The organism is Corynebacterium sp. LK14, from assembly GCF_008042215.1.
GTDB lineage: Bacteria > Actinomycetota > Actinomycetes > Mycobacteriales > Mycobacteriaceae > Corynebacterium > Corynebacterium striatum.
In genome coordinates, this window is the sequence record NZ_NOVQ01000013.1 from 40,488 (window position 1) to 64,362 (window position 23,875).

The following is a 23,875-nucleotide window of genomic DNA, read 5'->3' on the forward strand; positions in this document are numbered from 1 at the left end:
CGCCATTCACTGGCTAGAGTGGGACGGCATGAAGCCCGAAAACAGCAGGTATACAGCCTGGGACGCGGATGTCATCCTCAACGACGGTTCCATCGCGACGCTGCGCGCCGTCCGGGATACGGACCGCGCGGGCCTCGTGGAGTTCTTTGGTCGCGTCTCCGATCACTCCAAGTATCTGCGCTTTTTCGGAACCCACCCCGAGCTCACCAACGAGGACCTGGACCGCTGGCTCGACACGCGCGGCTATGACAAGGTCACCCTCGTCGTCGAGGAGCGCGGGAACATCGTGGCCGTGGCTGGCTACGGGATTGTCGAGTCGCTCCTGCCCGCCCGCGTGGGCGACGTGTCCTTCCTTGTTCAGGACTCCCACCACGGCAAGGGCGTGGGCAATATCCTGCTCGAGCACCTCGCCGAAATCGGCCGCGAGGGCGGCGTCGAACGCTTCTTCGCGGAGATGCTCACCCAAAACCGCCAGATGGCGCAGGTCTTCATCCGCGCGGGCTACTCCGCCAAGCCGGAGCTCGCGGACGGCTACATCAGCGTGGACTTCCGGATTGAGCCCAACGCCACCTCCCGCGAGGTCATGGAGCGCCGCGAGCTGCGCGCCGAGTCCAGCTCCATCCGCCGTCTCCTCAATCCCACCCACGTGGCTACCGTCGGCGACGCCCCCGCCACCTTCCACGGCCCGACCAGCTCCCTCGCCCAACTTTCCGATGCCCCCTCCCCCGACGCCGCCATCCCCGGCGGCCTCGTTGTCGCCCCGACCGGCACCGACCCGGGCCCGCTCATGGACGCGGCCTCCGCGGTCCATGCGGCCGGCGTCGTGCTCGTCTCCCGCAGCCAAAACCCAGGCCTCGCGGGAGAGGCCTCCCGCGCCGTCGTTCTCGCCGCCCGCGACCATGGGCTGCGCGCCCTGGGCCCAGCCTCGTTGGGCATCATCAACACGGATCCAGACGTGCGGCTCAACACGACACCCGCGCCGATGCCGCGGGCGGGCCGCACTGGTCTCTTTACCCAGTCCGCGGGCGTCGCGACGCTCACGCTTTCCCACGCGCTCGCCCGCGGAGTCGGCCTATCCACCTTCATCGCGGCCGGCTCCTTCGCGGATGTCACGGGCAACGACGTCATTCAGTTCTGGAGCGACGACGAGCGCACGCAGGTCTGTCTGCTCTCCCTCGACACGGTGGGTAACCCCCGCAAATTCTTCCGCGTGCTGCGTCGCCTCGCCCTAGAAAAGCACGTCGTGGTCTTCCTGCCGTCGCGTGCGCTCCACTCGGCACGCTATACTGCAGCCCCAGACGACGTCGCCGTCACCCAGCCCGCCGCGCCCATCGCGGCCCTCGACGAGGTCATCGAGCAGACCGGCGCCATGGTCGTCACCCGGCGCGACGCCATGTACGACATCGCACAGCTGCTTGCCCGCCAGCCCGTCCCCCAGGGCCCGCGCGTCGCGGTCATCTCCAATTCGGCGGGGCTCACCCGCCAGATGGAAGGCGCCGCCGGTCGCTTCGGCCTGCGCGTCCGCGGCACCACCGTCATGGGCGAGCCCGTCGCCAGCATCCGCGACGCCGTGGCACAGGCTCTCGCGGACCCCGCTGTCGATGCGGTGCTCACCGCCGTCGTGGAAATCGGCGAGTTCATCACCAAGGATGCCCGCGCGCAGCTCACCGAGCTCGCCGCCGGGCCCGCCCTCGAACACGCCACCCCGCTCATCGCCTCCTTCGTGGGCTTCGACCTCCCGTCCGAGGACCACACCGGCGAGGAAACCCAAGGCCAGCTGCCTGTCTTCGCCACGTACGCGGACGCGCTCGAAGCGCTCGCCACTATCCTCCACAACGAGAAGCGCCGCACGCTCGCCCGCCCCACGCCCGAGGACCAACTGTCAGAACCCGGCGACACCCACGGCACCCGCGCGATCATCGCCGATATCCTCCGTGACTCCCCCACTGGCCGCTGGGCCACGGACGAGGAATGCATGGCCATCCTCGCCGCCTTCGGCATCGACATCGTGCCGTGGACGCCGGCGCCCACCTTGGGTGAAGCCCTCCATGCCGCGGAATCCCACGGCTGGGACGTCGTCCTCAAGTGCACCTCCCCCATCGTGCGCGGCCGCTCCGAGCTGCCCACCGTCCTGCGCCACATCCACACCCCCGAGGCCCTCACCCGCGCCTGGGACACGCTTACCCAACTCACCCGCGACCTCCACCTCGGCGAGGATCCCGGCGTCCTCGCCCCCGCCATCCAACGCACCGTGCCCGCCGGTGCCTCACTCACCATGCGCGCCATCGAGGATCCCGTCCTCGGCCCCATGGTCTCCGCCGGCATCGCGGGCCTACCTACAGATCTCCTTGGCGACGTGTCGTGGCGCGTCCCGCCCCTGCGCCGCACCGACGCGCTCACCATGCTCAGCGAGCTGCGCGCCGCCCCGCTCCTTGCCGGCTACCAGGGCGCGAAGGCCCCGCAGCTCCACGGCGTCGAAGACGTCCTCATGCGCCTGACCGCTCTCAAAGACGAGCTCGTCCAAGTTGTCGACTGCGAGCTCACGCCCGTCATCACGGGCCTCGACGGCACAGCCGTCGTCGGTGCGCGCCTGCGCGTGGCTCCCCTCGACGAACAACGCGACCCGCTCGCCCGGGCGCTGCGCTAGGAGACCGCCGTGAAGCCATTGCTCTTCAACGCCGAGGAAATGCGCCGCTACTCCCTCGGCCCTGACCATCCCATGGGCCCGGACCGCGTGCGGCTGGCCCACGAGCTCGCGGACTACTTCCACCTCACCGAGGAATTCGAGGTCGTCGAGCCCGCCGCCGCCACGACCGCCGAGCTCACAGCCGTCCACTCCCCGGACTACATCACCGCCACGCGCCTCGAAGTCCCTGCCCGCCGCTTTGGCCTCGGCACGGAGGACAATCCCATCAGCCACGGTCTGTCCACCGTCGCCGCGAGGATCGCCGGCGCCTCACTCCAGGCTACCCAGGCCGTGTGGGAGGGCCGCGCCCCGCGCGCGCTCAACCTCGCCGGCGGACTTCACCACGCGTTCGCGGATTCCATGTCCGGCTTTTGCATGTACAACGACGCCGCCGTCGCCATCCAGTGGCTCCTCGACCAGGGCGCCACCCGCGTCGCCTACCTCGACCTCGACGCCCACCACGGCGACGGCGTCGAGCGCATCTTCTGGGACGATCCCCGCGTGCTCACTATCTCCGTCCACGAGTCCGGCCTCTACCTCTTCCCCCACAGCGGCTTCGCGCACGACATCGGCGGGCCCGGCGCCGAAGGCACCGCCGTCAATATCGCCTTACCCCGCTCGCCTTCCGATGCCGCCTGGCTCCACGCCGTCCACGCCCTCATCCCCGCACTCCTCAGCCGCTTCCGCCCGCAGCTGCTTATCTCTCAGCATGGCGCCGATCCCCACGCGGCTGACCCGCTCGCCGACCTCGAGGTGAGCATCGACGCCATGGCGCATGCCTACCGCTCCGTTGCGGCGTGGGCCGACCAATACGCCAACGGAAAGTGGGTCGCTCTCGGCGGCGGCGGATACAACCTCGACTCCGTCGCTCGCGCCTGGACGCACGTCACCGCCGCCGTCGCTGGCGTGGACCTCGACCCGGCCGCGCCCATGCCTAAGGGCTGGCACGGCTCGGCGACTCTCGGTGACTTCGGGAGCGCACGCCCGGACTTTACAGAGTTCGACCCGCGCCAGGTTCTCGCCACGCGCCCCGAGCCCGCCGTCGTGCAGACCTCCCGCGCGGTCTTCCCCTACTGGGGGCTTCCCGCCTACGGCTAGGCCGCCGTACCCCGCCACTCCACGGCGAGGATGCTGTGGCGCACCGTATCGTCCAGGGGGCCGTCCGCTTGGAGAACGAGAAATTGAGTTGGATTGTTTACCGTATTTGGTTCACTCCACCAACTCAATTTTAAGTACTCGATCGACCACTTTCCATTCGTCTACCAATCCATCTTCGGTTTCTATCGCTTCTCCGCTAAGCAAACCGTTAAAAATGTATTTGCAATTGAATGTTGCAGTTTCGCCCGATATAGGAATGTCAACTGCAAAGGCAATATTGAGGGGAGTAGCTTCCGTGGACCATTTCTCACGAGAATCATGATGCGTACGAACTGATTCAACTGGCATGCTCACCGCACCATCTCTCAGAAGTATTGCCATTCGATGAACCAATTCAATCCAATCTCTGGAAATGTCTTCGGCTGAAGGAACGCGGACGCCGAAGGTAACATGTTCTTGAATAGTCGCTAAATCGTTGAGGAAAGCGCCCACTTTCTCTGCATGGTCAATAAATGACGGCTCCAGCATTATCAACTGCGACAGAAGCTGCTTTGGGATAGGTCCAAAACGAGGAGCAACGATCAAACCTCTCGAAAGTTTCACTTTCAAATAGAAGTCAATGACTGCCCGTAACTCTGCCACTAAACAACCCTGAGGCAACTTCATTGAAAGTGTCGTAGTCGTCTGTTCATCGCGAACATCTGTCAGAAGTTCGATATCAAACGCTCCCGAACGATCGCGCAATCTAGTGGAAAACCCGGGAATTCCATCATCATCAGGAACACCGGTACCAATATATTCTCGAACCAGTTCTAGCGAACCGAGCTCATCAAACCCCTCATCGATCTCAACAATCCGGAGCTCCGGCGCATTCGCAAGATTGCCTGCGATCGGGGTTAGAATTATCGCCCCTTCAGCCGCCGAACCGCTAAGTCCTCCCGGGGCGTCAACTTCGATATCCATTACCCCCGACTCGAGGTGTAGCGGTACACCGAATCTCAGAGATTTTTGAATTGCTACATGTTCTGGAGACCCTTGTACCGCCGTTAGCAATGAATGGATTGAAATAGGGCGGAGCTCGGTTGAAAGACTATTTTTAGCAAAACATTAATGCGAACTAATTGTCCATTAACAACGTGTAACGTCGAAAATACTAATTCTGGCGCCTGTGGTGCGGGAAGCATATCGAAGGCTTCGGGAAACGTAGTGATAAATGGACCAGTTGAGATTCCATAGGTGTAGTGCGGATCCAGCCTATTGAGCTGATCCAAGACGGATGACAGGCTATCGCGAACGTCAACAATTTCCTTGTCAGCACCCTCCGGAATCAAATTGCGCAACTGACCGCGTTTCACGAACGCGTCCGCCATTTCAATCACCGTTTCGCGACTGCCATTGAAATAGTAGTCAGTAATCTCATGATATTTCGCAGCCCAAGCTTCACATCTCGCCAGCCCGTCCCATACGACGCCCTTCATTCCTAACTGATTTCCCTGATCAATCAACCACTTCAAGGCTTCAGGAGTGGGATCCCACGGCATGACCAGATGCCATTCTTCAACATCCAACTCGCTCCATCGGTCGTCGGCGGAGAGCGTTTTCATGGAATCCAGAATTTGTTTCTTCTGTCCAGCTTTTAGCGGACCAGAGAAGCCTTTCACCTGGTAGACAATGGTTCGTGGATATCGTACGAGGATATCAATTCCACCATCACCTCGTGACGGCGAAATCTTTTCTGCATATTGGTCTTCCGATGCGATAAACATGGCGATCGCATGTTCAATATCTTCGCCGCTATATCTGCTCCATTCAATTCGTCCCATATTTTCCACCTCATCCCAGTTCAGAAAAATTCTTGCTTGGTTCAAGTCTCCTATCTTAAGCCCTGAACTGGGGTTAAGTAGTCTCTCCAGACGCTCTAGCGCGGCGGCATGCGCAGCGCGCCATCCAAACGGATGGTCTCGCCGTTGAGATAGTTGTTTTCCGCCATGGAGATAGCCAGCTGGGCGAACTCCTCGGGCTTGGCCAGTCGTGGGGGGAACTGCACGGTGGCCTCGAGCTGCTGCTTGAACTCGGGCGTGATCTGCTCCATCATCGGCGTCGCCACGACGCCGGGTGCAATCGCGTTGACGCGGATGCCCTGCGACGCGAGGTCGCGCGCAGCCGTAATCGAGAGCGAATGGACCGCACCCTTGGACGCAGCGTACGCGGCCTGGCCTACCTGCCCCTCAAACGCGGCGACGGAGGCGGTATTAATGATGACACCGCGCTGGCCGTCCTCGTCAACCGGCTCGGTCGTGGCCATGGCCTCGGCCGCCGCAGTCATGACGTGGAACGTGCCCATCAAATTGATATTGATGGTCTTCACGAAGAGGTCTGGGTCGTGCGGGCCCTTGCGCCCGAAGATGCGCGCTGAGGGGCAGATGCCGGCACAGTTGATGGCGAGACGCAAGGGGGCATCGGCACACTGGGCGGCCTGAACGGCCTCGCGGACGGCGGCGGCGTCGGTGACGTCGACCTCGGCGAACTCCACGCCGTCATACTCCGGGGCACGAAGATCAAAAGCCGTGACGCGCACGCCACGCTGGATAAGCGCCTGAGCCGTCGCGGCGCCAAGGCCGGACGCGCCGCCGGTGACGATGGCAGAAATGTTCTCGAGCTGCATAGTTTCTCCTTAGACGAATGCCGACACACCGGTGACGGCGCGGCCGACGATGAGCGAGTTAATGTCGTAGGTGCCCTCGTAGGTAAAGAGGACCTCCGCGTCCGACATGAACTTGGACAAGTCATACTCGGTGAGGATGCCGTTGCCGCCACCAATATTGCGGCCGGCCGCGGCGGACTCGCGCGCCAAGCGCGTGGTCGTGGCCTTGGCAAGTGCCGCGAACGGCATCTCGAGCAGGCCCTTTTCCTGGACCTCGGCGACCTGCGCCATCATGGCGAGCGAGGCCGTTGCATTGCCGAGAATGCGCGCGAGCTGCTCCTGGACAAGCTGGAACTTCGCGATGGGGCGGCCGAACTGCTCGCGCTTGACGGCGTATTCGCGGGCCTTGTCGAAAATGCCGAGCTGGATACCGGCCCCCTGCCAGCCCACCCACGCGCGGGAGTAGCAGAGGAAGTCGTTGACGTTGGCGAAGGTCTCCGCACCCGGGATCAGGTTCTCGTGCGGGATGACGACATTGTCGTAGTTGATGTCCGCATTCTGCATGATGCGCAGGCCCATCTTGCGGGCAATCTTTTGCGTCGTCACGCCCTCGCGGTTGTGCTCGACGATAAATGCCTTGATGTCGTTGTCCTCTATGTCGCGGGCGAAGCAGATCGAGAAGTCCGCGAAAGTACCCGCGCCGATCCAGCGCTTGGCGCCGTTGATAACCCAGCCATCCGCGGTCTTTTCCGCGGTGGCGGCCAAGCCGCCGGCGATATCAGAGCCGTGGTCCGGTTCAGTGAGCGCGAAGCACCCCACCTTCTCAAACTGGCGCAGGCCCGGCAGCCATTCCTTCTTCTGTGCGTCCGAGCCCAGCTTGTCGATGAGCCCGACCACGAGCTCGTTGTGAATGCCCACGAGCGCCGAGAGCGACACGTCCGCGCGAGTGACCTCCGCGTAGACGAGGCCGCGGTAGAGACGTGAGGTGCCGGAGAGCTCGATCTCGCCGAGGCCGTGCGCGGCCATCGTGGGCAGCAGGTCGAAAGGCAGCTCTTCCCGGTCCCAGAACTCGCCCACCACGGGGCGAATCTCGGTCTGGAGGAACTCGTGGATGGTGGCAAGCTTGGATTGCTCGTCTTCGGGCAGTCGATCCGCGACGCCCAGGATGTCCGCGTGCGGGTATTTGATGCCGGCGAGGTGCGCGCCGAGCGGATGGGAAGAATCAAGAATCGGTGGCATGGGATGCTCCCTAGGTCCGAAGGGATAGTACGATTACATTTAAGATCGTATCGTATGACGTGGTGCACGTCACGGTTCCTGGGCGGAAATTTTCCCCCATGCGTTCCCCGACCTAGAGTTAACGCAGGTAAACCGCGAAACACAGACAGGAATGAGCCCCATGACCGAGAACGCCGCAGCGCTGTCCCCCGCAGCCGCACGCCCGCCCACCGCGCGCCAACGCGAAATTTTTACCGCGCTCCTCACAAACTTCCTGGCCGAGGGTTTCGAGTCCTTCACCATCGACGACGCCACCAAGCGCTACCGCTGCTCCAAGTCCACTATCTACGCCTTGGGCAAAACCCGCGACGCCATCATTCGCCGTGTGCTCGTAAGCTTCTTCAAAGAGATCACCCGCCGCACAGCCCCCGAGGCAAACCGCGCCACGAGCGCCGCCCGCGCACTGGAGGACTACTTCACGGCAATGACCAGCGCACTCGCCCCCGCAAGCACCGCCTTCATGCGCGATCTCGCCACCGAGCCCGTTGCCCAGGAGGTCTACGCCCTCAACACCTCCGGCGCGACACAGACCATCCGCACACTCCTCGAGCGCGGCGTCGCGACGGGCGAATTTCGCGCCGAATCCGTGGCGTTTACCTCGCTGGTCATCCAGCGCACCATGGCCGATATCCAGCAGGGCGCCTACACGGAGGCGCTGCCCCCCGCCACCGCCTATCACGCGTTGGGACAACTCGTCCTCCACGGGATCCTCGAGCGCTAACACGGCTATTTTTATTCGCTGTACTGCGGAAACAAAAATACTTTGAAAATTGCCTAGCCATTACTTCGAATTCGAACTATGGTGAGTTGGGACGCAGGTCACAATTATCTTCCGCTTGGACCCCCGACACTTCTCGAGGAGTATCATGACTACTGTTTCCAGCCCCAGCGTTACCGAGCAGTTCCGCGCCGCCCGCGACCAGCTTGTTTCCGTGCAGACCGATTACGAAGCCGCTCGCGCGAACTTCGAATGGCCGCGCTTCGAGCACTTCAACTTCGCCCTCGATTGGTTTGATCACCTGGGCACCGAGGCCGAGTCGAAGGACCGCGAGGCCCTCGTCATCTGCGAGCAGGACGGTACGTCCACCCGCCGCACCTTCGCCGAGCTCTCCACCCGCTCGAGCCAGCTCGCCAATTGGCTCACAGAGCAGGGCGTCAAGCGCGGCGCCCGCGTCATGGTCATGCTCAACAACCAGGTCGAGCTGTGGGAATCCATGCTTGCTTGCATCAAGGCTGGCTTCGTCCTCAATCCCGCCACCGCGATGCTCGGTACGGTTGACCTTCAGGATCGTACCGATCGCGCCGATATCTCGTGGGTCATCGCCAACGGCGAGGATGCCGCCAAGTTCCAGGACGTCACGGGTGAGTTCACCATGATCCAGGTCGGCGACGCCCCGGACGCGCAGTCCAGCCACCCGACGCTACGCTATTCCGATAGCTACTCCGCTTCCGAGACCTACACGCCCACCCAGGAGACCGCCGCGGACGAGACTCTGCTGCTCTATTTCACGTCCGGCACGACGTCCAAGGCCAAGCTCGTGGAGCACACCCACACCTCGTATCCTGTCGGCCATCTCACCACCATGTACTGGATCGGCCTCGAGCCGGGCGACGTCCACTTGAACGTCGCGGCACCCGGCTGGGCTAAGCACGCATGGTCGAATTTCTTTGCGCCGTGGATCGCAGGCGCGACGGTCTTCCTCTACAACTACACGCGCTTCGACGCAGCAGCCCTCATGGACAAGATGGAAGAAGAAGGCGTGACCAGCTTCTGCGCCCCGCCGACCGTGTGGCGCATGCTCGTCCTCGCCGATCTGAACCGCATGAAGACCCCGCCGAAGAAGCTCGTCGCCGCCGGCGAGCCGCTCAACCCGGAACTCATCAACGCCATCGAGAAGGCATGGAAGACCTCCGTGCGCGACGGCTTCGGCCAGACGGAGTCCACCCTCCAGATCGCCAACACCCCGGGCCAGAAGGTCAAGGCCGGTTCCATGGGGCGTCCGCTGCCGGGCTTCGAGGTCGTCCTCATCGACCCTGCCACGGACGAGATTGGCGACACCGGCGAGATCTGCCTCAAGCTCGACCCGCGCCCCGTGGGGCTTACGCCGGGCTACTTCAACTTCCCGGAGAAGAACGAGGAAGTCTTCCGCGACGGTTACTACCACACCGGCGACACGGCCGAGCGCGACGAGGACGGCTACATCTTCTACATCGGCCGTGCCGATGACGTCTTCAAAGCCTCGGACTACCGCCTCTCCCCGTTCGAGCTCGAGTCCGTTGTCATCGAGCACGCCGCCGTGGCCGAGGTCGCTGTCGTCCCCTCCCCGGATCCTATCCGTCTCGCGGTGCCCAAGGCTTACGTCGCACTCGCCCCGGGCTACGAGCCCACGGCCGAGACCGCCGAGGCCATCCTCAAGCACTGCCGCGACGGCCTCGCCCCCTACAAGCGCATTCGTCGCCTGGAGTTCTACGAGCTGCCCAAGACCATCTCCGGTAAGATTCGGCGTGTGGAACTGCGCAAGCGCGAGACCGATATCCACTCCGCCGACGGCGGCGAGACCAAGGCACAGACCGAGTTCGCGGATTCAGACTTCCCGAACCTGAAAGGCTAACTCATGGACAGCATCGCGGAGGGCCGCCGGCAATGGGAGAAGCACTATGCTGCCGATGCCGCCTTAGGCCTCACCGCGATTTCCTCCGCCGCCCGCGCCGCGCACGTCTTGCGCGCGGGCGCGGAGGACGCGCTCGCGCCGTTCGGCGTGAGCTTTGCTCACTTTGAGCTCCTCACTCTCCTCATGTGGTCACGCTCCGGCGCGCTGCCCATGTCGAAAATCAGCACCCGGCTCCACATGCCGCCAGCCTCTCTCACCCACACCGTCCGCCGTCTCGAAGGCCAAGGCCTCGTTGCCCGCGTGACGGACGAGAAGGACAAGCGATCGACGTTGCTCACCATCACAGACCAGGGCATCGCGCTCGCCAGCGCCGCCGGCCCCGTCCTCAGCGACTACTGCGCCAGCCTCGACCAGGACGCCGCCGCCGAGCTTGTCGATGCCGCCGCGATCTTCCGACGCGCCGCCGGCGACGACGTCGAATAACCTCGGCACACACACGAACATCCCACCGGTCCTCACATGAACCGGCGGGATTTTTGTTGCTCCTCACCAGGCCTTGTGGTCACATCAGGGCCAATGAAAGCAGTTTAATTTCTCGGTATTCTAGGCAGCGAGCGCGCAAGCGCTCCCCTTCTGACGGTGCTGTCAACCGGGTTCACACAGGGTCTACACCGCCACATATGGGGGTCGGGGGCCAACTGCCATCGCCAGCGCTGAGGCGTTGGGGTCCGCCTACGTGATGGAGGGAGGTAAGAGGACACATATCCGCTTCTTCGTCTGAACCACCCAAGGGCGACAAGAATTAGAAGAAGACCTTAACCGCAATTGTTACCGAAATCGCGACCAAGGCCCTCGGGACGCTGGCAGCCAACTACTTGCGCGATGCTATCGCAGCAGGGGGAACTGGCTGACTAGCTAGTCTCACTGAAAGCCTCAGGGTCGTTGCGGGTTCTGGGGCTTTCCGCTGTTGTGGCGCGACAATCCGCCGTGTTTTAGGAGTGCGTGAAGTTGGCGTCGCGCTTCTCGGTGAAGGCGGCCATACCTTCCTTTTGGTCGTTGGAGGAGAAGATGGAGTGGAAGGTGCGGCGCTCGAAGAGGAGGCCCTGTGCGAGGGTCGTCTCGTAGGCGGCGTTGACCTGCTCCTTAATCATAGTCGTCGCAATAAGCGACTTGGACGCGATGGTCGCGGCGGTCTTCAGCGCCTCGTCGAGGAGCTCTCCTGCGGGGACGACGCGGGAGACGAGCCCGGAGCGCTCGGCTTCCTCGGCGTCCATCATGCGGCCGGTGAGGCACAAGTCCATGGACTTCGCCTTGCCCACGGCGCGCGTGAGACGCTGGGAGCCGCCCATGCCCGGGGTAACGCCGAGGTTGACCTCGGGCTGGCCGAACTTGGCGCGGTCGCCGGCGATGATGAAGTCACACATCATGGCCAGCTCGCAGCCACCGCCGAGCGCATAGCCGTTGACGGCCGCGATGATCGGTGTACGCGCACGAGTAAGATTTTCCCAGTCCGCGAACCAGTTGGTCGAGTACATCTCGGTCGCGCCGCGCGGCGCCATCTCCTTGATGTCGGCGCCGGCGGCGAAGGCCTTCTCGGAGCCGGTGATGACGATAGCCCCGATGTTCTCGTCCGCGTCGAACTCAGCGACGGCGGCGGTCACCTCCTCCATCGTGGCCTTGTTGAGCGCGTTGAGCGCCTCGGGACGGTTGAGCGTGATGAGCGCGACGCGGTCGCGGGTCTCGGTGAGGATGGCCATGGTGTCTCCTTCTGTCGTGCGTTAAACGTTTTGGGTGAAATCCGGCGGTGCAATGCCGTCGATGGGGGCGAAGAGGGCGCCCACGTCGCTCGGCACGTCCACGATCGTTGCGTACTTCCAGTGCGGGGTGCGGTCCTTGTCGATGATTTGGGCGCGGATGCCCTCGGCAAACTCGGGGTGGCGCTGCATATTGAGCGACATCCAGAATTCCTGCGTGAGCACGTCCGCGAGGCTGTGATGCGCCGCGCGCTCCAGGCCCTCCTCGGTCACGCGGATGCCCAGCGGCGAGTTGCGGCGAATGCGCTTGGCGGCCTTCGCGGCCCAGTGCTCCTCGCCGTGCTCGGCGGCCAGCGCGTCGAGTCGCTCGAGCGTCGCCGCGGCCGTGGGCGCGGCGTAGGCCTCGACCATCTCGGCCCGGTCTTCGCCGAAGCCCGGACCGGCGTCCTGCGCGAACTCCGCGATGACGGCCGGGTCCGCGGTCTCGTGCAGCCGTGCCACGAGCGACTCAATCTGGTCCTGCGGCACGTAGTAATCCGCGAAGCCGGTGTCGATGGCCTCGGCCGCGCCGACGTGGGCCGCGGTGTAGCCCAGATGGAAGCCCAGCCGATCCGCCGCACGCGCGAGGACGTAGGAACCGCCGGCATCCGGCGAGTAGCCGATGCCGACCTCGGGCATGCCCAGGCGCGAGTCATCCGTGACGATCCGGTGGCTGCCGTGCGCCGAGATCCCGATGCCGCCACCCAGCACGATGCCCGTCTGCAGCGCCACGTACGGCTTGGGGTAGACCGAAATATAGTGGTTAAGCTCGTACTCCTCGCGCCAGAACGTGGCGCCGAAGTCGCCTGGTCCGCCCTCGGCGACCGCGTCGCGGTAGAGCGCCGCGACGTCGCCGCCCGCACACAGGCCGCGCTCACCAGCACCCCGCACGAGCACGAGACGCACCGCGTCATCGTCCGCCCACGCACGCAAAACGCGGGTGAACTCACGAATCATGTCCAAGGTCAGCGCGTTAAGCACCTGAGGCCGGTTGAGCGTGAGCGTGCCCACGCCGTCGCACACGGAAGCGAGAACCTCGCCCTCAGTGATTTCTACAGACATCTCACAGTTCCTTTCTATTTCGCCTCGAGCAGCAGAGCCTCTCCTTGTCCCCCGCCACCGCAAAGCGCAACACCCGCGCGCGAACCCGCGCCCGCCGCCAGCTGGTGCGCCGCATGCACGACCAAGCGCGCTCCCGATGCCCCGATGGGGTGACCCATCGCAATCGCCCCGCCCTGTGGGTTGACCGCGTCCGGGTCAAGGCCCAGGGTGCGCGCGGAGTGCACGACGACGGCGGCAAAGGCCTCATTGATTTCCACGTGGTCGAGGGAGCCTGCGTCCCAGCCCTCACGCTCAAGGGCGCGGAGGAGAGCATCGGCAGGCTGTTGCTGCAGCGAGGAATCGGGGCCGGCGGTCTGGCCCACCGAACGCAGCGCGGCGAGGACCGCCCAGCCCTGCGCCGCGGCATGCGCGGCCGTGGTGAGCACGACCGCCGCCGCGCCGTCCGTAATGGGCGAGGAATTGCCCGCCGTAATCGAGCCGTCCTTCTCAAAGGCCGGACGGAGCTTGGCCAACGACTCGTCCGTGACGCCCTCGCGGATGCCCTCGTCGGACTCGACCGTCACCGAGCCCTTGCGGGTCTCGATGATGAGCGGCACGACTTCGCGGGCGAGCGTGCCGTCCTGCGTCGCGGCGAGCGCGCGCTGGTGACTCAGCGCCGCGCAGTGGTCCTGTTCTTCGCGGGTGACGGGATAGCGGCCCGCGTATTTCTCGGACAGCGACCCCATGGAAATACCCAGGTCCGCGGCGCGCAGGCCATCGTGTTCCATGTGATCGAGCGCCTCAAACGCCCCGAATTTCACGCCGGCGCGCGAGCGCGGCAGCAGGTGCGGCGCGTTCGTCATGGACTCCATGCCGCCGGCGACGACGACCTCGGCCTCGCCCGCGCGCAGCAGACGCGCCGCGTCGATGACGGCCGTGAGCCCGGACAGGCAAATCTTATTCACCGTCGTCGTATGTGCCCGCGGCGAAATCCCGGCTGCGAGCGCGGCCTGCTTCGTGGGATTCTGGCCAACACCGGCTTGGAGGACCTGGCCGAAGACGACGGCATCGACAAGCTCGGGCTCCACGCGCGCCTGCTCAAGCGCGCCGCGGATGGCGTGCGCGCCCAGGTCGGTGGCGGGCAGTGCGGCAAGCCCGCCCAGCAACTTGCCAAAGGGCGTGCGCGCGGCGCCCACGATGACGATATCGGTATCCTGCAGGGTCACATTGCCTCCCGAGAAAAATCTGTACGAATTTAGGATAAATCGTACAGATCATCCGTGACCTGCGCCACCCTTTCGGTTAGGAAGTGAGGAATTCCTTCCACGCGGGCCACTCGGCGTACATCTGTGCGCGCCCCGCGTTAAAGTTCGCCCGCAGCTTGGCCACGTTCTTTTCCGTCGACGCGACCTGCATATCCTCGGTGAAGAACAGCTGCGCGCGGCCTTCCTTTTCGAGCTCGAGCAGCCTGTCCTTCGACGCGTTGTACCGGTCCGGACGTTGGATGAGCGCCTCCGCGACCGCGGGGTAGCGGCCCAGCACGCGACGCACGGCGCGGCGACGCGTGACCTGCGGTCGGACGTAGCCGCGCGGGTGCGTGCCCACGAAAAGGAACTTCTCGTAGCCCGCCTTCTCCGCCTGGTCGATGGAGATGCCGCCGGACTCGCCCAGCGCGCCGTCCACATAGGGCACGCCGTCGATAAAACGCAACGGCATGATGAGCGGCAGCGTCGAGGACGCGCGCACGTACATATTCATGTCCGACTGCTCGTGGATGTCCGCACGCGTGATGTAGACGGACTCGCCCGTATCTGCGCGCGTCGTGGCAAGATTCATCTCCGCCGGGTTCGCCTGAAATGCTTCGAAGTCGAAGGGCAGATCCTTGTCCGAGGAGCGCTCATAGATATACTCCGCGTTGAAATACCCCGTGCCGCGCAGCAGCGAAGACACCCCGCCGAAACTAGGGTTATGGGCAAAGTCCACGAAGGATTCCTTCGCCCGCCACGCATCGTGCGAGAGATAGTTCACGGCGTGCGAGGACCCCGCGGACACGCCGCCCACCCAGCCGAACTGTACGTCTTCCTCGATGAGCTTGACCACGCAGGCCGCCGTGTACGAGTTGCGCATGCCGCCGCCTTCAAAAATCAGGGCGATATTTTTTGCATCAAACACGTTGTTTTACTGTACGCGGCTGCTTACCATGTTCACATGGGATTACTTGACGCGCTCCGCTCGCTCACTGGCCCCAAGGCCCCACGCCTCGCCACGCCCGAGTCCGGCGCGCCCGTCGTCGAGGTCGGCCACTTGGAGGTCCACTCCGCCGAAACCTTGCTCATCGTCGTAACCGACTCTTCCGGCGCCGCAGCCCTCCGTGAGGTCGCCCGCGCCGCCGAGCCCGCCTGGCTTGCCGATGCCCCCTCCACCACCCGCGTCTTCTTCTCCCCCGCCCCACGCCCCGAGGTCCCCGTCCGCGATCCCAAGAAGGGCTGGGCCATCCCGCTCGACCTGGACACGCGCGCCGCACTCCTAGAGACCCTGCGCGCCGAGCCGGGCGACTACGAAATTTCCGAATCCCTTGCCATCGTCGTGGAGGAAAATTAATCATGCTCATCTTGCCTTTCAACGGTGTGTACCCGCGCATTCACCGCAGCGCCTGGATTGCTCCGAACGCCACCATCATTGGCGACGTCGAAATCGGCCCTGATTCCTCGGTCTTCTACGGCTGCGTCCTGCGCGCGGACGTGGGCGCCATTCGCCTAGGCGCCCGCGTCAACATCCAGGACAATTCCGTCATCCACGAGGAAGACGACGTTGCGTGTGTCTTGGAGGATGACGTTACGGTTGGTCACATGGCGATGCTGCACGGCACGCACGTGGGCGCTGGCACGCTGGTTGGAATGAAGGCCACGCTGCTGTCGCGTTCGGTAGTGGGCCCGGGCTCGCTCATCGCTGCCGGCGCGCTTGTGATGGAGGGACAGGAGATCCCAGCGAAGTCCCTCGCCGCCGGCATCCCGGCGAAGGTTCGCCGCGAACTCAGCGATGAGCAATCGCATTCCTTTATCCCTCACGCCGGACGCTACGTTGATCTATCCAAGGCACAGGCGCTTTCCGACGCCGTCGTTTCCCTCGAGGACGTCTACTACGACTAGGGGCCGCTAGAGACTCAGCACACCCATAATGACGAGGAAGACTGCCACGACGTAGCCGCTGATTTCGGCTACGCGCGCGGAGTTTTCGCGGGCTGCGGTAAAAAGCTTGCCAGCGGCGCTGTGCGGCTGCGCGCGCACGAGGGCGATGAAGAATCCGCACAGCGTGGGCAGCGAGAGCGCCAGCGTGGCGTACCACAAAGTGCCCAGGTAGCGGGTGGCGTCGGAGAACTCGCCGGCGGCGAGGTGCAGAAGGCCGCCGTAGAAGGGCACGGAGGTCAGCGACTGTACCACGCCCATGACGAAACCGATAGCTGCGGTCTTGAGCGAGGGCTCGCGCAGCGGCACGAGGAGTTTTTCCACCATCGGGTTGGATTCGCCTTTGGAACGCCAGGCGCCGAAACCGATGAGCACGCCTACTGCGATGAGGACGATGCCGGTTATTGGCGACTCCAGCGCGGCAACGATCTGTTCGCGGATTCCAACGAAGATAAAGAGCACGGCCAGGGAGGCCACGAGCACGCCGAGCCAATCCCCCGCCACGATTAGCGGCGCCACCTTGCGGTATTTACCGCGTGGCAGGATGATTCCGATGGCAACGAGGATGCCGATGAGCAGCGCGTTGACGGAGTCTCCGAAAGCATAGATGACGGCGTGGAGCATGCGCGCAAGTCTACAGTGCGCGGCGGCGGCCCCAAATTTCGAAAGGATTAACCGCCAGCAACCATAAATTTGCACAACCCATGCAAACTTGCCTAAGCTACGCAACGTTTCTGAAAGACTGCAAATTTCATAAAGGATCTGCACATGTCAAAATTCCTCTACCGTTTGGGTAGCTGGTCATATCGAAAAGTCTGGCCGTTCCTCGCGTTCTGGCTGGCACTGCTCGTCGCGATGGGCGGCCTCGCTGGTGCCTTCGCGAAGTCTCCAAGCCCCACTTTTTCCATGCCAGACATGGACTCCACCGTCACCCAAGAGCAGATGATGGAGCGCTTCGGCACGGAGACAGATGCAATGAGTGCCCCCAGCGCCACCATCACACTGCAGGCTCCGGAGGGCAGAAAGCTCACGGATAAGGCGGTCATGGGCGAAGTCGATTCCATGATCAAGGAGCTGCAAGGAACCGACGCGCTGAAGGACCCCGACGCAATCGTCAACCCGGTCATGGCTTCCATGGGAATGCAGAAGCAGATGACCGAGAAAATGGCCGCGCAGGGCATGCCGCAGGAGCAGATCGATTCCAACCTTGCCGCACTCTCCCCTCTCAGCGAGGACAAGCGCACCGGTACGATCTCCATCAACTTCGATGCCGCGTCCGTCACTGAGATCCCTGCCGAAGAGATGACCGCGGTCACCGACGTTCTCAATCAGTACGACGACGGCGACCTCACCGTGAAGTACGGCGGCAATGCCTTCAACGGCGCCACCGAGATGAACATGGTCTCCGAGGTCATCGGCCTCATCGTTGCCGCCATCGTCCTGCTCATCACCTTCGGTTCCTTCGTGGCCGCAGGTATGCCGCTCATCTCTGCCGTCGTCGGCGTGGGCGTGGGAATCCTGGGCGTCCAGCTCGCCACCATTTTCACGGACTCTGTCTCCGACATGACGCCAATGCTGGCCTCCATGATCGGCCTGGCCGTGGGCATCGACTACGCGCTGTTCATCGTGGCCCGCTTCCGCAACGAGCTCATCACCTCCTCCGGACTCAATGACCTGAGCCCGAAGGAGCTCGCGCAGGAGCTCAAGGAGATGGACAAGGCAACCCGCGCACACGCCATGGGCATGGCCTTGGGCACCGCTGGTTCCTCCGTGGTCTTCGCTGGTGCCACCGTGGTCATCGCACTGGCAGCGCTGACCATCATCGGTATTCCGTTCCTGTCCACCATGGCCATCGCCGCTGCCGCAACCGTGGTTGTGGCAGTCTGCGTCGCGCTCACCTTCATCCCTGGCCTCTTGGGCCTGTTCGGCACCAAGGTCTTCGCTGGCCGCGTGCCGGGCCCCAAGGTTCCGGACCCTGAGGACGAAAAGCCCACCATGGGCCTAAAGTGGGTACGCCGCATTCGCGCTCACCCGTGGATGCACCTCATCGCCGGCGTGCTGTTGCTCGGCATCCTCGCCCTGCCGGCCGCCAACCTGCGCCTGGCCATGCCCACCGACGGAACCTCGAAGCTGGGCACCCCGCAGCGCGATGCTTATGAGATGACCGAAGAGGCATTCGGCCCAGGTCGCAACGCCCCGATGATCGCTTACGTCGACGTCGCGGACGTCGCAAAGCAAGACCGCATGCCGGCCTTCCAGGAACTCCTCAAGGACTTCAGTGAGACCAAGGGCGTCGTCAATGCGCAGATCGTCGCCACCACGGACAACATGGACGCGGCGCAGATCCTGATTACCCCGACCACTGGCGCAACCGACGAGACCACCACCGAAACCCTGGAAAAGCTCCGCGGTTTCAAGGCCGAGTTCGAGGACAACACCGGCGGCACCTACGGCATCACTGGCATCACCCCAATCTTCGATGACATTTCGCAGAAGCTTAGCGACGTCCTCCTCCCCTACATCGCGATCGTCCTCGGCCTAGCATTCATCGTGCTTCTCCTAGTCTTCCGCTCCATCTGGGTGCCGCTCATCGCGGCCGCTGGCTTCGGCCTGTCCATGGCAGCCACCTTCGGCGTCACCGCGGCCATCTTCCAGGAGGGCATGTTCGGAATCATCGACGACCCACAGCCGCTGCTGTCCTTCCTGCCGATCATGCTCATCGGCCTGACCTTTGGCCTCGCAATGGACTACCAGGTATTTCTGGTCACCCGCATGCGCGAGGGCTTCGTCCATGGCAAGACCGCGGGCAACGCGACGTCGAATGGCTTCAAGCATGGCGCACGCACCGTGACCGCGGCAGCGCTCATTATGATCTCCGTGTTCGCAGCCTTCATGCTCATTGACCTCCCATTCATCAAGACCATGGGCTTCGCCCTGGCGGTTGGTGTGTTCATGGACGCCTTCGTTGTACGCATGATGATCATCCCGGCCACGATGTTCCTGCTCGATAAGAAGGCATGGTCAATTCCGAAGTGTCTCGATAGGATTCTGCCCAACATGGACATCGAAGGCGAGGCTCTCAGTGCCCAGCACGAAGAACTCCAAAGAGTTTCAGCGCGATAAGGTAGAGGAAAAGTCGAAGGGAAAGGAAGCAGCTCGTGTCTAGCTTGCGGGAAACCAAGAAGCAGGCAACGCGCCATGCCATTGCAGATTCGGTAGCGCGTTTGGTGGTTGATGAGGGCGTGGAAAACCTCACCGTCGCCCGAATTGCTGAAGCCGCGGGGGTATCCCCGCGCACCTTCCATAACTATTTCTCTTCGGCCTCCGATGCTTTGTTGTTCTTCGCCGCGAGCTTGCTCGAGTCCTACTCCGATGTGATCGAGAACATGTACCCGGAGATGGGCATCAACGAATTCTTCGAGACTATGCTGCTCGACGTCCTCGACGATGACCAGCCCAACCTGCATTCCCTCGCCACGCTCGTCACAATCGGCGAGTCCATCGAGAGCATGAGCCACACTGCTGAGGAACGCCAACGCTTTGAAAAGGTGGCTTTCGGAATCGTCGAGGCTTTCGGCCGCCGCATGCCAGGTTATTCCAAACTGGAACTAGCAATCCTGCTTGCAGCACACGGCGCCGCGGCCAAGGTCGTACTGACAGAGATCGCTGACCAGGAAAGCTCCGGAACAAAGCTCAGTTCCGCTGAAAAACGGGAGATCGTGCATCATGCCTTCCAAATCCTGAAGCAGATTCCTTAGACCAGTCACAACCCAAGCTCAGTGTCTCGTGCTTTTTGCAGTTCACTAAAAATTCACCCCGGGCCCCCGCAAAAGCGGTGGTTTCCGGGGTATTGTCGTGTAAGTCGTATTTACCCCCGAGCATATTTGGAGTGTCCACAGTGAAGGTAGCGATTCTGGGCGGCGACGGATTCTGTGGATGGCCAGCCTCCCTGTACCTATCTGATCAAGGCCACGACGTCATCATCGTGGACAACCTCTCCCGCCGCGCCATCGACACCGAGCTAGGCGCTGAGTCTTTGACTCCGATCGTCTCCATCGAAGAGCGCATCGCCGCCTGGCACGAGGTCTCCGGTAAGACCATCGAGTTCCGTAACTTCGACGTGGCGCAGGACTACGACGCTCTCCTCGAGTTCCTCACCACCGAGCGTCCCGACGCCGTGGTGCACTTCGCCGAACAGCGCGCTGCGCCTTACTCCATGAAGAGCTCCCGCACCAAGCGCTACACAGTGGACAACAACATCAACGCCACCCACAACCTGCTGGCTGCCATCGTCGAGTCCGGTGAAGACATTCACGTGGCGCACCTTGGCACGATGGGCGTCTATGGCTATGGCACCGCCGGAATGGAAATTCCGGAAGGCTACCTCGACGTCCAGGTCAAGGTTGAGGGCCAAGAGCCGATCGAGCAGTCGATCCTCTACCCTTCTAACCCTGGCTCCGTGTACCACATGACCAAGGTCTTGGATCAGCACCTGTTTGCGTACTACGCCAAGAACGACGAACTGCGCATCACCGACCTGCACCAGGGCATCATCTGGGGCACCCACACCGAGCAGACCCTCAAGGACGAGCGCCTTATCAACCGCTTTGATTACGACGGCGACTACGGCACGGTGCTCAACCGCTTCCTGATCCAGGCTGGTATTGGCTACCCGCTTACCGTCCACGGCACCGGTGGCCAGACCCGCGCTTTCATCCACATCCGCGACATGGTTCGCTGCATCGAACTCGCGCTCGAGAACCCGCCAGCCAAGGGTGATCGCGTCAAGATCATTAACCAGATGACTGAAACCCACCGCGTTCGCGATCTCGCAGAACTGGTGGCCAAACTCTCTGGTGCCAAGCTCGCCATGGTGCCGAACCCGCGCAAGGAGTCCGCAGAAAACGAGCTGCACGTCTCTAACAACACCTTCCTCGAGCTGGGGCTTGAACCCACCACTTTGTCCGAGGGTCTCCTTCACGAGGTCGAGGAAGTCGCGCAGCGCTACGCCGACCGAGTGGACCGCTCCAAGATCCCGGCCCAGTCCCTGTGGACCAAGCAGCAGCATGCGGGCGTTCCGGAAGAACTCCTCAACGAGGCCGCTCACTAAGCAATTCACCGAAGCATCGTGCGCATAGCCATCGTTACCGAGGTCTTCCTGCCGAAGATCGACGGAGTAGTCACCCGCATCACCCACACCCTGAAACAGCTCGCGGTACTGGGCCATGAGGTCCGCATCTTCGCCCCAGGCAACCCGCCAGAGACCTTTGCGGGATTCGAGGTGACCCGCATCCCTAGTCTCTCTCTGCCGGTGTATCCAGAGATCAAGTTCGGACTGCCCACCTGGAAGTTCTTTTCGGAGATTCGCGCCTGGGAGCCTGACGTCATCCACGCCGTCAATCCAGTCTGGACCGCTGCACTTGGCGTATTCGCGGCGCAGCGCGACGCCGTCCCACTCGTGGCCAGCTTCCACACCAACGTCCCCGAATACGTTGAAGCACTCGGCATCGGCTGGACCCGCCCACTGACTGAGGCCGCCATCAACTACCTCCACAACCAGGCCGCCGTGAACCTTTGCACCTCTGGCCCGATGGTGGATAAGGCCCGCGGCATCGGCATGCACAACGTCAAACTGTGGCCCAAGGCCGTGGACACGCAGACGTATCACCCGAGGAAGGCGTCGCCAAGCATGCGCGAACGCCTCACCGCCGGCCACCCGGAGGCCCCACTGCTGACCTATATCGGGCGCATCTCCAAGGAAAAAGACCTGGAAAGGCTCGACAACGTCATCCGCCTGGTGCGCGGCCAGGCACCGGACGCACGCCTCGCCATCATCGGCGCGGGACCGTACCTCGACGCGCTCAAGGCAACCTTCGATCCCGAGATGACGGTATTTACCGGCTACCTCTCCGGCGAAGAACTCGCGCAGGCCTTTGCTTCGGGCGACGTATTCCTCTTCCCCTCTGCCACCGAAACCCTCGGCCTCGTGGCATTGGAATCCTTCGCCTCTGGAGTGCCGGTCATCGGCACCAACGCTGGCGGAATCCCCTTCGTCATCGAAGAAGGCGTGACGGGCCACCTCATCGATCCCGACGCTCCCGACGAAGCTTGGGCGGGCGCAGCGCTGGGCCTGATTGAAGATTCTTCGCGACGCGCCGCCATGGGACAGGCCGCGCGTGCCGAAGCTGAGCAGTATTCATGGTTAGAATCCACAAAGGCGCTCGTTGCAGCCTATGAAGAAGCTACTGCCAACCCCTATCACCGCTGACAAGGATTCCTCATGCCATTGCCGCCGTTGCCACTGCCCACCAGCTTGGAAGAGATCTACTCCGCCGGCGCATTCGTGCAAACCGGAATAGACGCCTCCTTCGCCGAGTTTTTGGGCAAGGTAACTGCCATCGAGTTCAACTTCCAGCCATCTCCTGAAGGAGACGCGGAGACTGAGCTCGATCAAAAGGTTCAGGTGCGTTTCAACACAGCGAGGGGCCCGCAGGACTTTCCGGGAATTCGCCTTGCCACCGTGGAGGACGAGGTCCTAACTTGGCGAGCCACAGGAGCAGCCCAAGCTCCCATGGCGGAGTTCCACGCTCCGCAGCCTTACCACGAATCGTTGCTCACCATTGCGCGCTTCTTGGTAGGAAACGCCCCGGTCGTGCGCGCTCAGCAGGGCGATCACGAGGCAATCATAGCGGTGCCCTTCACCCAACTTCCGCAGGACGCCCGAGCCACGATTCTCGCAGGCATCGAGTGCTTTAGCGGTGGGGTCGACGAGCGTTTGGCGCTATTGCACTTGGCCCAAGCGATGGGCCTTGAGACAGACTCCACCACGCGCGCGGATTCGGAGAGCATTCGACTCAGCGATGGCACGGAAGTCCGCCTTACTCCTGAGGGCGCCCCAGAAGGCCAGCGCATCGTGGTTCTGCAGGGACGCAACTATGGTTTGTTGCCGGAGCAGGTGCTTTCCGACGCCCACTTCACTGCCGTTGAGCACCAATTCTTCCTGGAGGCACGCTACCCCAACGCTGAGGCTGAACTCGATCTTTCGACGGGAAGCGCCGTGCTTAACACGGCTACCGGCTCGACGACCGTGAACGCGCACCTCATCGCGGTTGTTGACTCTGAGAATTTGACCTGGGCATGGGCGGAGCCTGAGTATTCCTCGACTGTCGCGGCCCAAGCTGCACATAATCTTCTACGTTTTGGACGCGATAATGCGCTGCCGGATTTCGTGCGTCCTCAGCTGCCCCTAGCGTGGGCGCGGGCTGCTCATCTGCCACAGATGGCAATGCCGGTGTTGGGAGTATGGACGCTGCTGACCGCGCGCTTGGGTGAAAAGACTGGGTTGTTCCTGGCGAGCTCGCCTACCTTGACGCTGCCCGCGCCGACGCGTGATGTTACCGATGCAGTACTGGCGGTAAAACTGCCGGCGCAATGCGATGCCGCCCGCGCTCGCTCTGCTTATGCGGCAAGCCGCGGCATCCTTTTGTAATTTCTAAAACCCGGCCTGCCGAGTGTGCACTCGGCGGGTCTTGGGCTTT

21 protein-coding genes are annotated in these 23,875 nt (G+C 62.9%); 12 read left to right on the forward strand and 9 right to left on the reverse strand.

The features are described 5' to 3' along the window. Nucleotides 1-28: 28 nt before the first annotated feature. Complete coding sequence (locus CHU71_RS08760; RefSeq protein WP_147760827.1) at nt 29-2,647, forward strand: GNAT family N-acetyltransferase; 2,619 nt, start codon at nt 29-31, stop codon at nt 2,645-2,647. Nucleotides 2,648-2,656: 9 nt separating this feature from the next. Next, nucleotides 2,657-3,784 (forward strand): acetoin utilization protein AcuC, encoded by a 1,128-nt coding sequence (locus CHU71_RS08765; protein WP_005530055.1) that lies wholly within the window; start codon nt 2,657-2,659, stop codon nt 3,782-3,784. Nucleotides 3,785-3,895: 111 nt separating this feature from the next. Here CHU71_RS08765 and CHU71_RS08770 read toward each other — a convergent pair whose 3' ends face one another. The 4 genes from CHU71_RS08770 to CHU71_RS08785 form a co-directional block, all read right to left on the reverse strand. Continuing rightward, the gene (locus CHU71_RS08770) at nt 3,896-4,747 is read right to left on the reverse strand and encodes a hypothetical protein (RefSeq protein ID WP_147760828.1); all 852 of its coding nucleotides are present in this window, start codon (nt 4,745-4,747) and stop codon (nt 3,896-3,898) included. Between the two features lie 83 nt (nt 4,748-4,830). Then, the gene (locus CHU71_RS08775) at nt 4,831-5,652 is read right to left on the reverse strand and encodes a hypothetical protein (RefSeq protein WP_147760829.1); all 822 of its coding nucleotides are present in this window, start codon (nt 5,650-5,652) and stop codon (nt 4,831-4,833) included. Between the two features lie 50 nt (nt 5,653-5,702). Next, the gene (locus tag CHU71_RS08780; protein WP_005530059.1) at nt 5,703-6,449 is read right to left on the reverse strand and encodes an SDR family NAD(P)-dependent oxidoreductase; all 747 of its coding nucleotides are present in this window, start codon (nt 6,447-6,449) and stop codon (nt 5,703-5,705) included. A 9-nt stretch (nt 6,450-6,458) separates the two neighbouring features. Beyond that, entirely contained in the window at nt 6,459-7,667 is a 1,209-nt protein-coding gene (locus CHU71_RS08785; RefSeq protein ID WP_049062742.1) for an acyl-CoA dehydrogenase family protein, read from the reverse strand. Between the two features lie 160 nt (nt 7,668-7,827). Between CHU71_RS08785 and CHU71_RS08790 the strand changes: the two genes are divergently transcribed. The 3 genes from CHU71_RS08790 (at nt 7,828) to CHU71_RS08800 (ending at nt 10,801) form a co-directional block, all read left to right on the forward strand. After that, nucleotides 7,828-8,427 carry a TetR/AcrR family transcriptional regulator gene (locus tag CHU71_RS08790; protein WP_370450510.1) on the forward strand — a complete coding sequence of 200 codons (600 nt, stop codon included), beginning with the start codon at nt 7,828-7,830 and terminating at the stop codon, nt 8,425-8,427. Between the two features lie 145 nt (nt 8,428-8,572). Further along, nucleotides 8,573-10,318, forward strand: a complete 1,746-nt coding sequence (locus CHU71_RS08795) for an AMP-binding protein (protein ID WP_147760831.1) — start codon at nt 8,573-8,575, stop codon at nt 10,316-10,318. A 147-nt stretch (nt 10,319-10,465) separates the two neighbouring features. Next, the gene (locus CHU71_RS08800; RefSeq protein ID WP_255456424.1) at nt 10,466-10,801 is read left to right on the forward strand and encodes a MarR family transcriptional regulator; all 336 of its coding nucleotides are present in this window, start codon (nt 10,466-10,468) and stop codon (nt 10,799-10,801) included. A 509-nt stretch (nt 10,802-11,310) separates the two neighbouring features. Here the strand turns inward: CHU71_RS08800 and CHU71_RS08805 are convergent. The 4 genes from CHU71_RS08805 to CHU71_RS08820 form a co-directional block, all read right to left on the reverse strand. Further along, nucleotides 11,311-12,075, reverse strand: coding sequence for an enoyl-CoA hydratase (locus tag CHU71_RS08805; RefSeq protein WP_049062739.1), 765 nt, complete (start codon nt 12,073-12,075; stop codon nt 11,311-11,313). A gap of 21 nt (nt 12,076-12,096) precedes the next feature. After that, complete coding sequence (locus tag CHU71_RS08810) at nt 12,097-13,173, reverse strand: enoyl-CoA hydratase/isomerase family protein (protein ID WP_147760832.1); 1,077 nt, start codon at nt 13,171-13,173, stop codon at nt 12,097-12,099. Between the two features lie 14 nt (nt 13,174-13,187). After that, nucleotides 13,188-14,378 carry an acetyl-CoA C-acyltransferase gene (locus CHU71_RS08815; RefSeq protein ID WP_147760833.1) on the reverse strand — a complete coding sequence of 397 codons (1,191 nt, stop codon included), beginning with the start codon at nt 14,376-14,378 and terminating at the stop codon, nt 13,188-13,190. 76 nt (nt 14,379-14,454) lie between these two features. Next, a complete protein-coding gene (locus CHU71_RS08820; RefSeq protein ID WP_147760834.1) occupies nt 14,455-15,324 on the reverse strand; it encodes a patatin family protein in 870 nt (289 codons plus the stop codon). 36 nt (nt 15,325-15,360) lie between these two features. On the opposite strand from CHU71_RS08820, the gene CHU71_RS08825 reads away from it, so the two are divergent. Both CHU71_RS08825 and CHU71_RS08830 read left to right on the forward strand, forming a co-directional pair. Next, a complete protein-coding gene (locus CHU71_RS08825) occupies nt 15,361-15,753 on the forward strand; it encodes a hypothetical protein (protein WP_034657182.1) in 393 nt (130 codons plus the stop codon). Nucleotides 15,754-15,755: 2 nt separating this feature from the next. Next, the gene (locus CHU71_RS08830; RefSeq protein ID WP_147760835.1) at nt 15,756-16,301 is read left to right on the forward strand and encodes a gamma carbonic anhydrase family protein; all 546 of its coding nucleotides are present in this window, start codon (nt 15,756-15,758) and stop codon (nt 16,299-16,301) included. A 6-nt stretch (nt 16,302-16,307) separates the two neighbouring features. Here CHU71_RS08830 and CHU71_RS08835 read toward each other — a convergent pair whose 3' ends face one another. Then, complete coding sequence (locus CHU71_RS08835; protein WP_046646379.1) at nt 16,308-16,961, reverse strand: membrane protein; 654 nt, start codon at nt 16,959-16,961, stop codon at nt 16,308-16,310. A 144-nt stretch (nt 16,962-17,105) separates the two neighbouring features. Between CHU71_RS08835 and CHU71_RS08840 the strand changes: the two genes are divergently transcribed. The 5 genes from CHU71_RS08840 (at nt 17,106) to CHU71_RS08860 (ending at nt 23,826) form a co-directional block, all read left to right on the forward strand. Next, complete coding sequence (locus CHU71_RS08840) at nt 17,106-19,460, forward strand: MMPL family transporter (protein WP_147760836.1); 2,355 nt, start codon at nt 17,106-17,108, stop codon at nt 19,458-19,460. 35 nt (nt 19,461-19,495) lie between these two features. Then, nucleotides 19,496-20,095 carry a TetR/AcrR family transcriptional regulator gene (locus tag CHU71_RS08845; protein WP_147760837.1) on the forward strand — a complete coding sequence of 200 codons (600 nt, stop codon included), beginning with the start codon at nt 19,496-19,498 and terminating at the stop codon, nt 20,093-20,095. A gap of 140 nt (nt 20,096-20,235) precedes the next feature. Next, on the forward strand, nt 20,236-21,447 hold the full coding sequence (locus CHU71_RS08850) for an NAD-dependent epimerase/dehydratase family protein (protein ID WP_147760891.1): 1,212 nt from the start codon (nt 20,236-20,238) through the stop codon (nt 21,445-21,447). Nucleotides 21,448-21,465: 18 nt separating this feature from the next. After that, on the forward strand, nt 21,466-22,605 hold the full coding sequence (locus CHU71_RS08855; protein WP_070419989.1) for a glycosyltransferase family 1 protein: 1,140 nt from the start codon (nt 21,466-21,468) through the stop codon (nt 22,603-22,605). A gap of 12 nt (nt 22,606-22,617) precedes the next feature. Next, nucleotides 22,618-23,826 (forward strand): DUF6882 domain-containing protein, encoded by a 1,209-nt coding sequence (locus CHU71_RS08860; protein ID WP_147760838.1) that lies wholly within the window; start codon nt 22,618-22,620, stop codon nt 23,824-23,826. Nucleotides 23,827-23,875: the final 49 nt, after the last annotated feature.

What these genes read in the sequence shown, in the direction of transcription:
- CHU71_RS08760 (WP_147760827.1), top strand. Translation starts at nt 29, where the DNA reads ATGAAGCCCGAAAACAGCAGGTATACAGCCTGGGACGCGGATGTCATC.
- CHU71_RS08770 (WP_147760828.1), bottom strand. Translation starts at nt 4,747, where the DNA reads ATGGATATCGAAGTTGACGCCCCGGGAGGACTTAGCGGTTCGGCGGCT.
- CHU71_RS08780 (WP_005530059.1), bottom strand. Translation starts at nt 6,449, where the DNA reads ATGCAGCTCGAGAACATTTCTGCCATCGTCACCGGCGGCGCGTCCGGC.
- CHU71_RS08785 (WP_049062742.1), bottom strand. Translation starts at nt 7,667, where the DNA reads ATGCCACCGATTCTTGATTCTTCCCATCCGCTCGGCGCGCACCTCGCC.
- CHU71_RS08790 (WP_370450510.1), top strand. Translation starts at nt 7,828, where the DNA reads ATGACCGAGAACGCCGCAGCGCTGTCCCCCGCAGCCGCACGCCCGCCC.
- CHU71_RS08795 (WP_147760831.1), top strand. Translation starts at nt 8,573, where the DNA reads ATGACTACTGTTTCCAGCCCCAGCGTTACCGAGCAGTTCCGCGCCGCC.
- CHU71_RS08805 (WP_049062739.1), bottom strand. Translation starts at nt 12,075, where the DNA reads ATGGCCATCCTCACCGAGACCCGCGACCGCGTCGCGCTCATCACGCTC.
- CHU71_RS08810 (WP_147760832.1), bottom strand. Translation starts at nt 13,173, where the DNA reads ATGTCTGTAGAAATCACTGAGGGCGAGGTTCTCGCTTCCGTGTGCGAC.
- CHU71_RS08825 (WP_034657182.1), top strand. Translation starts at nt 15,361, where the DNA reads ATGGGATTACTTGACGCGCTCCGCTCGCTCACTGGCCCCAAGGCCCCA.
- CHU71_RS08830 (WP_147760835.1), top strand. Translation starts at nt 15,756, where the DNA reads ATGCTCATCTTGCCTTTCAACGGTGTGTACCCGCGCATTCACCGCAGC.
- CHU71_RS08835 (WP_046646379.1), bottom strand. Translation starts at nt 16,961, where the DNA reads ATGCTCCACGCCGTCATCTATGCTTTCGGAGACTCCGTCAACGCGCTG.
- CHU71_RS08840 (WP_147760836.1), top strand. Translation starts at nt 17,106, where the DNA reads ATGTCAAAATTCCTCTACCGTTTGGGTAGCTGGTCATATCGAAAAGTC.
- CHU71_RS08860 (WP_147760838.1), top strand. Translation starts at nt 22,618, where the DNA reads ATGCCATTGCCGCCGTTGCCACTGCCCACCAGCTTGGAAGAGATCTAC.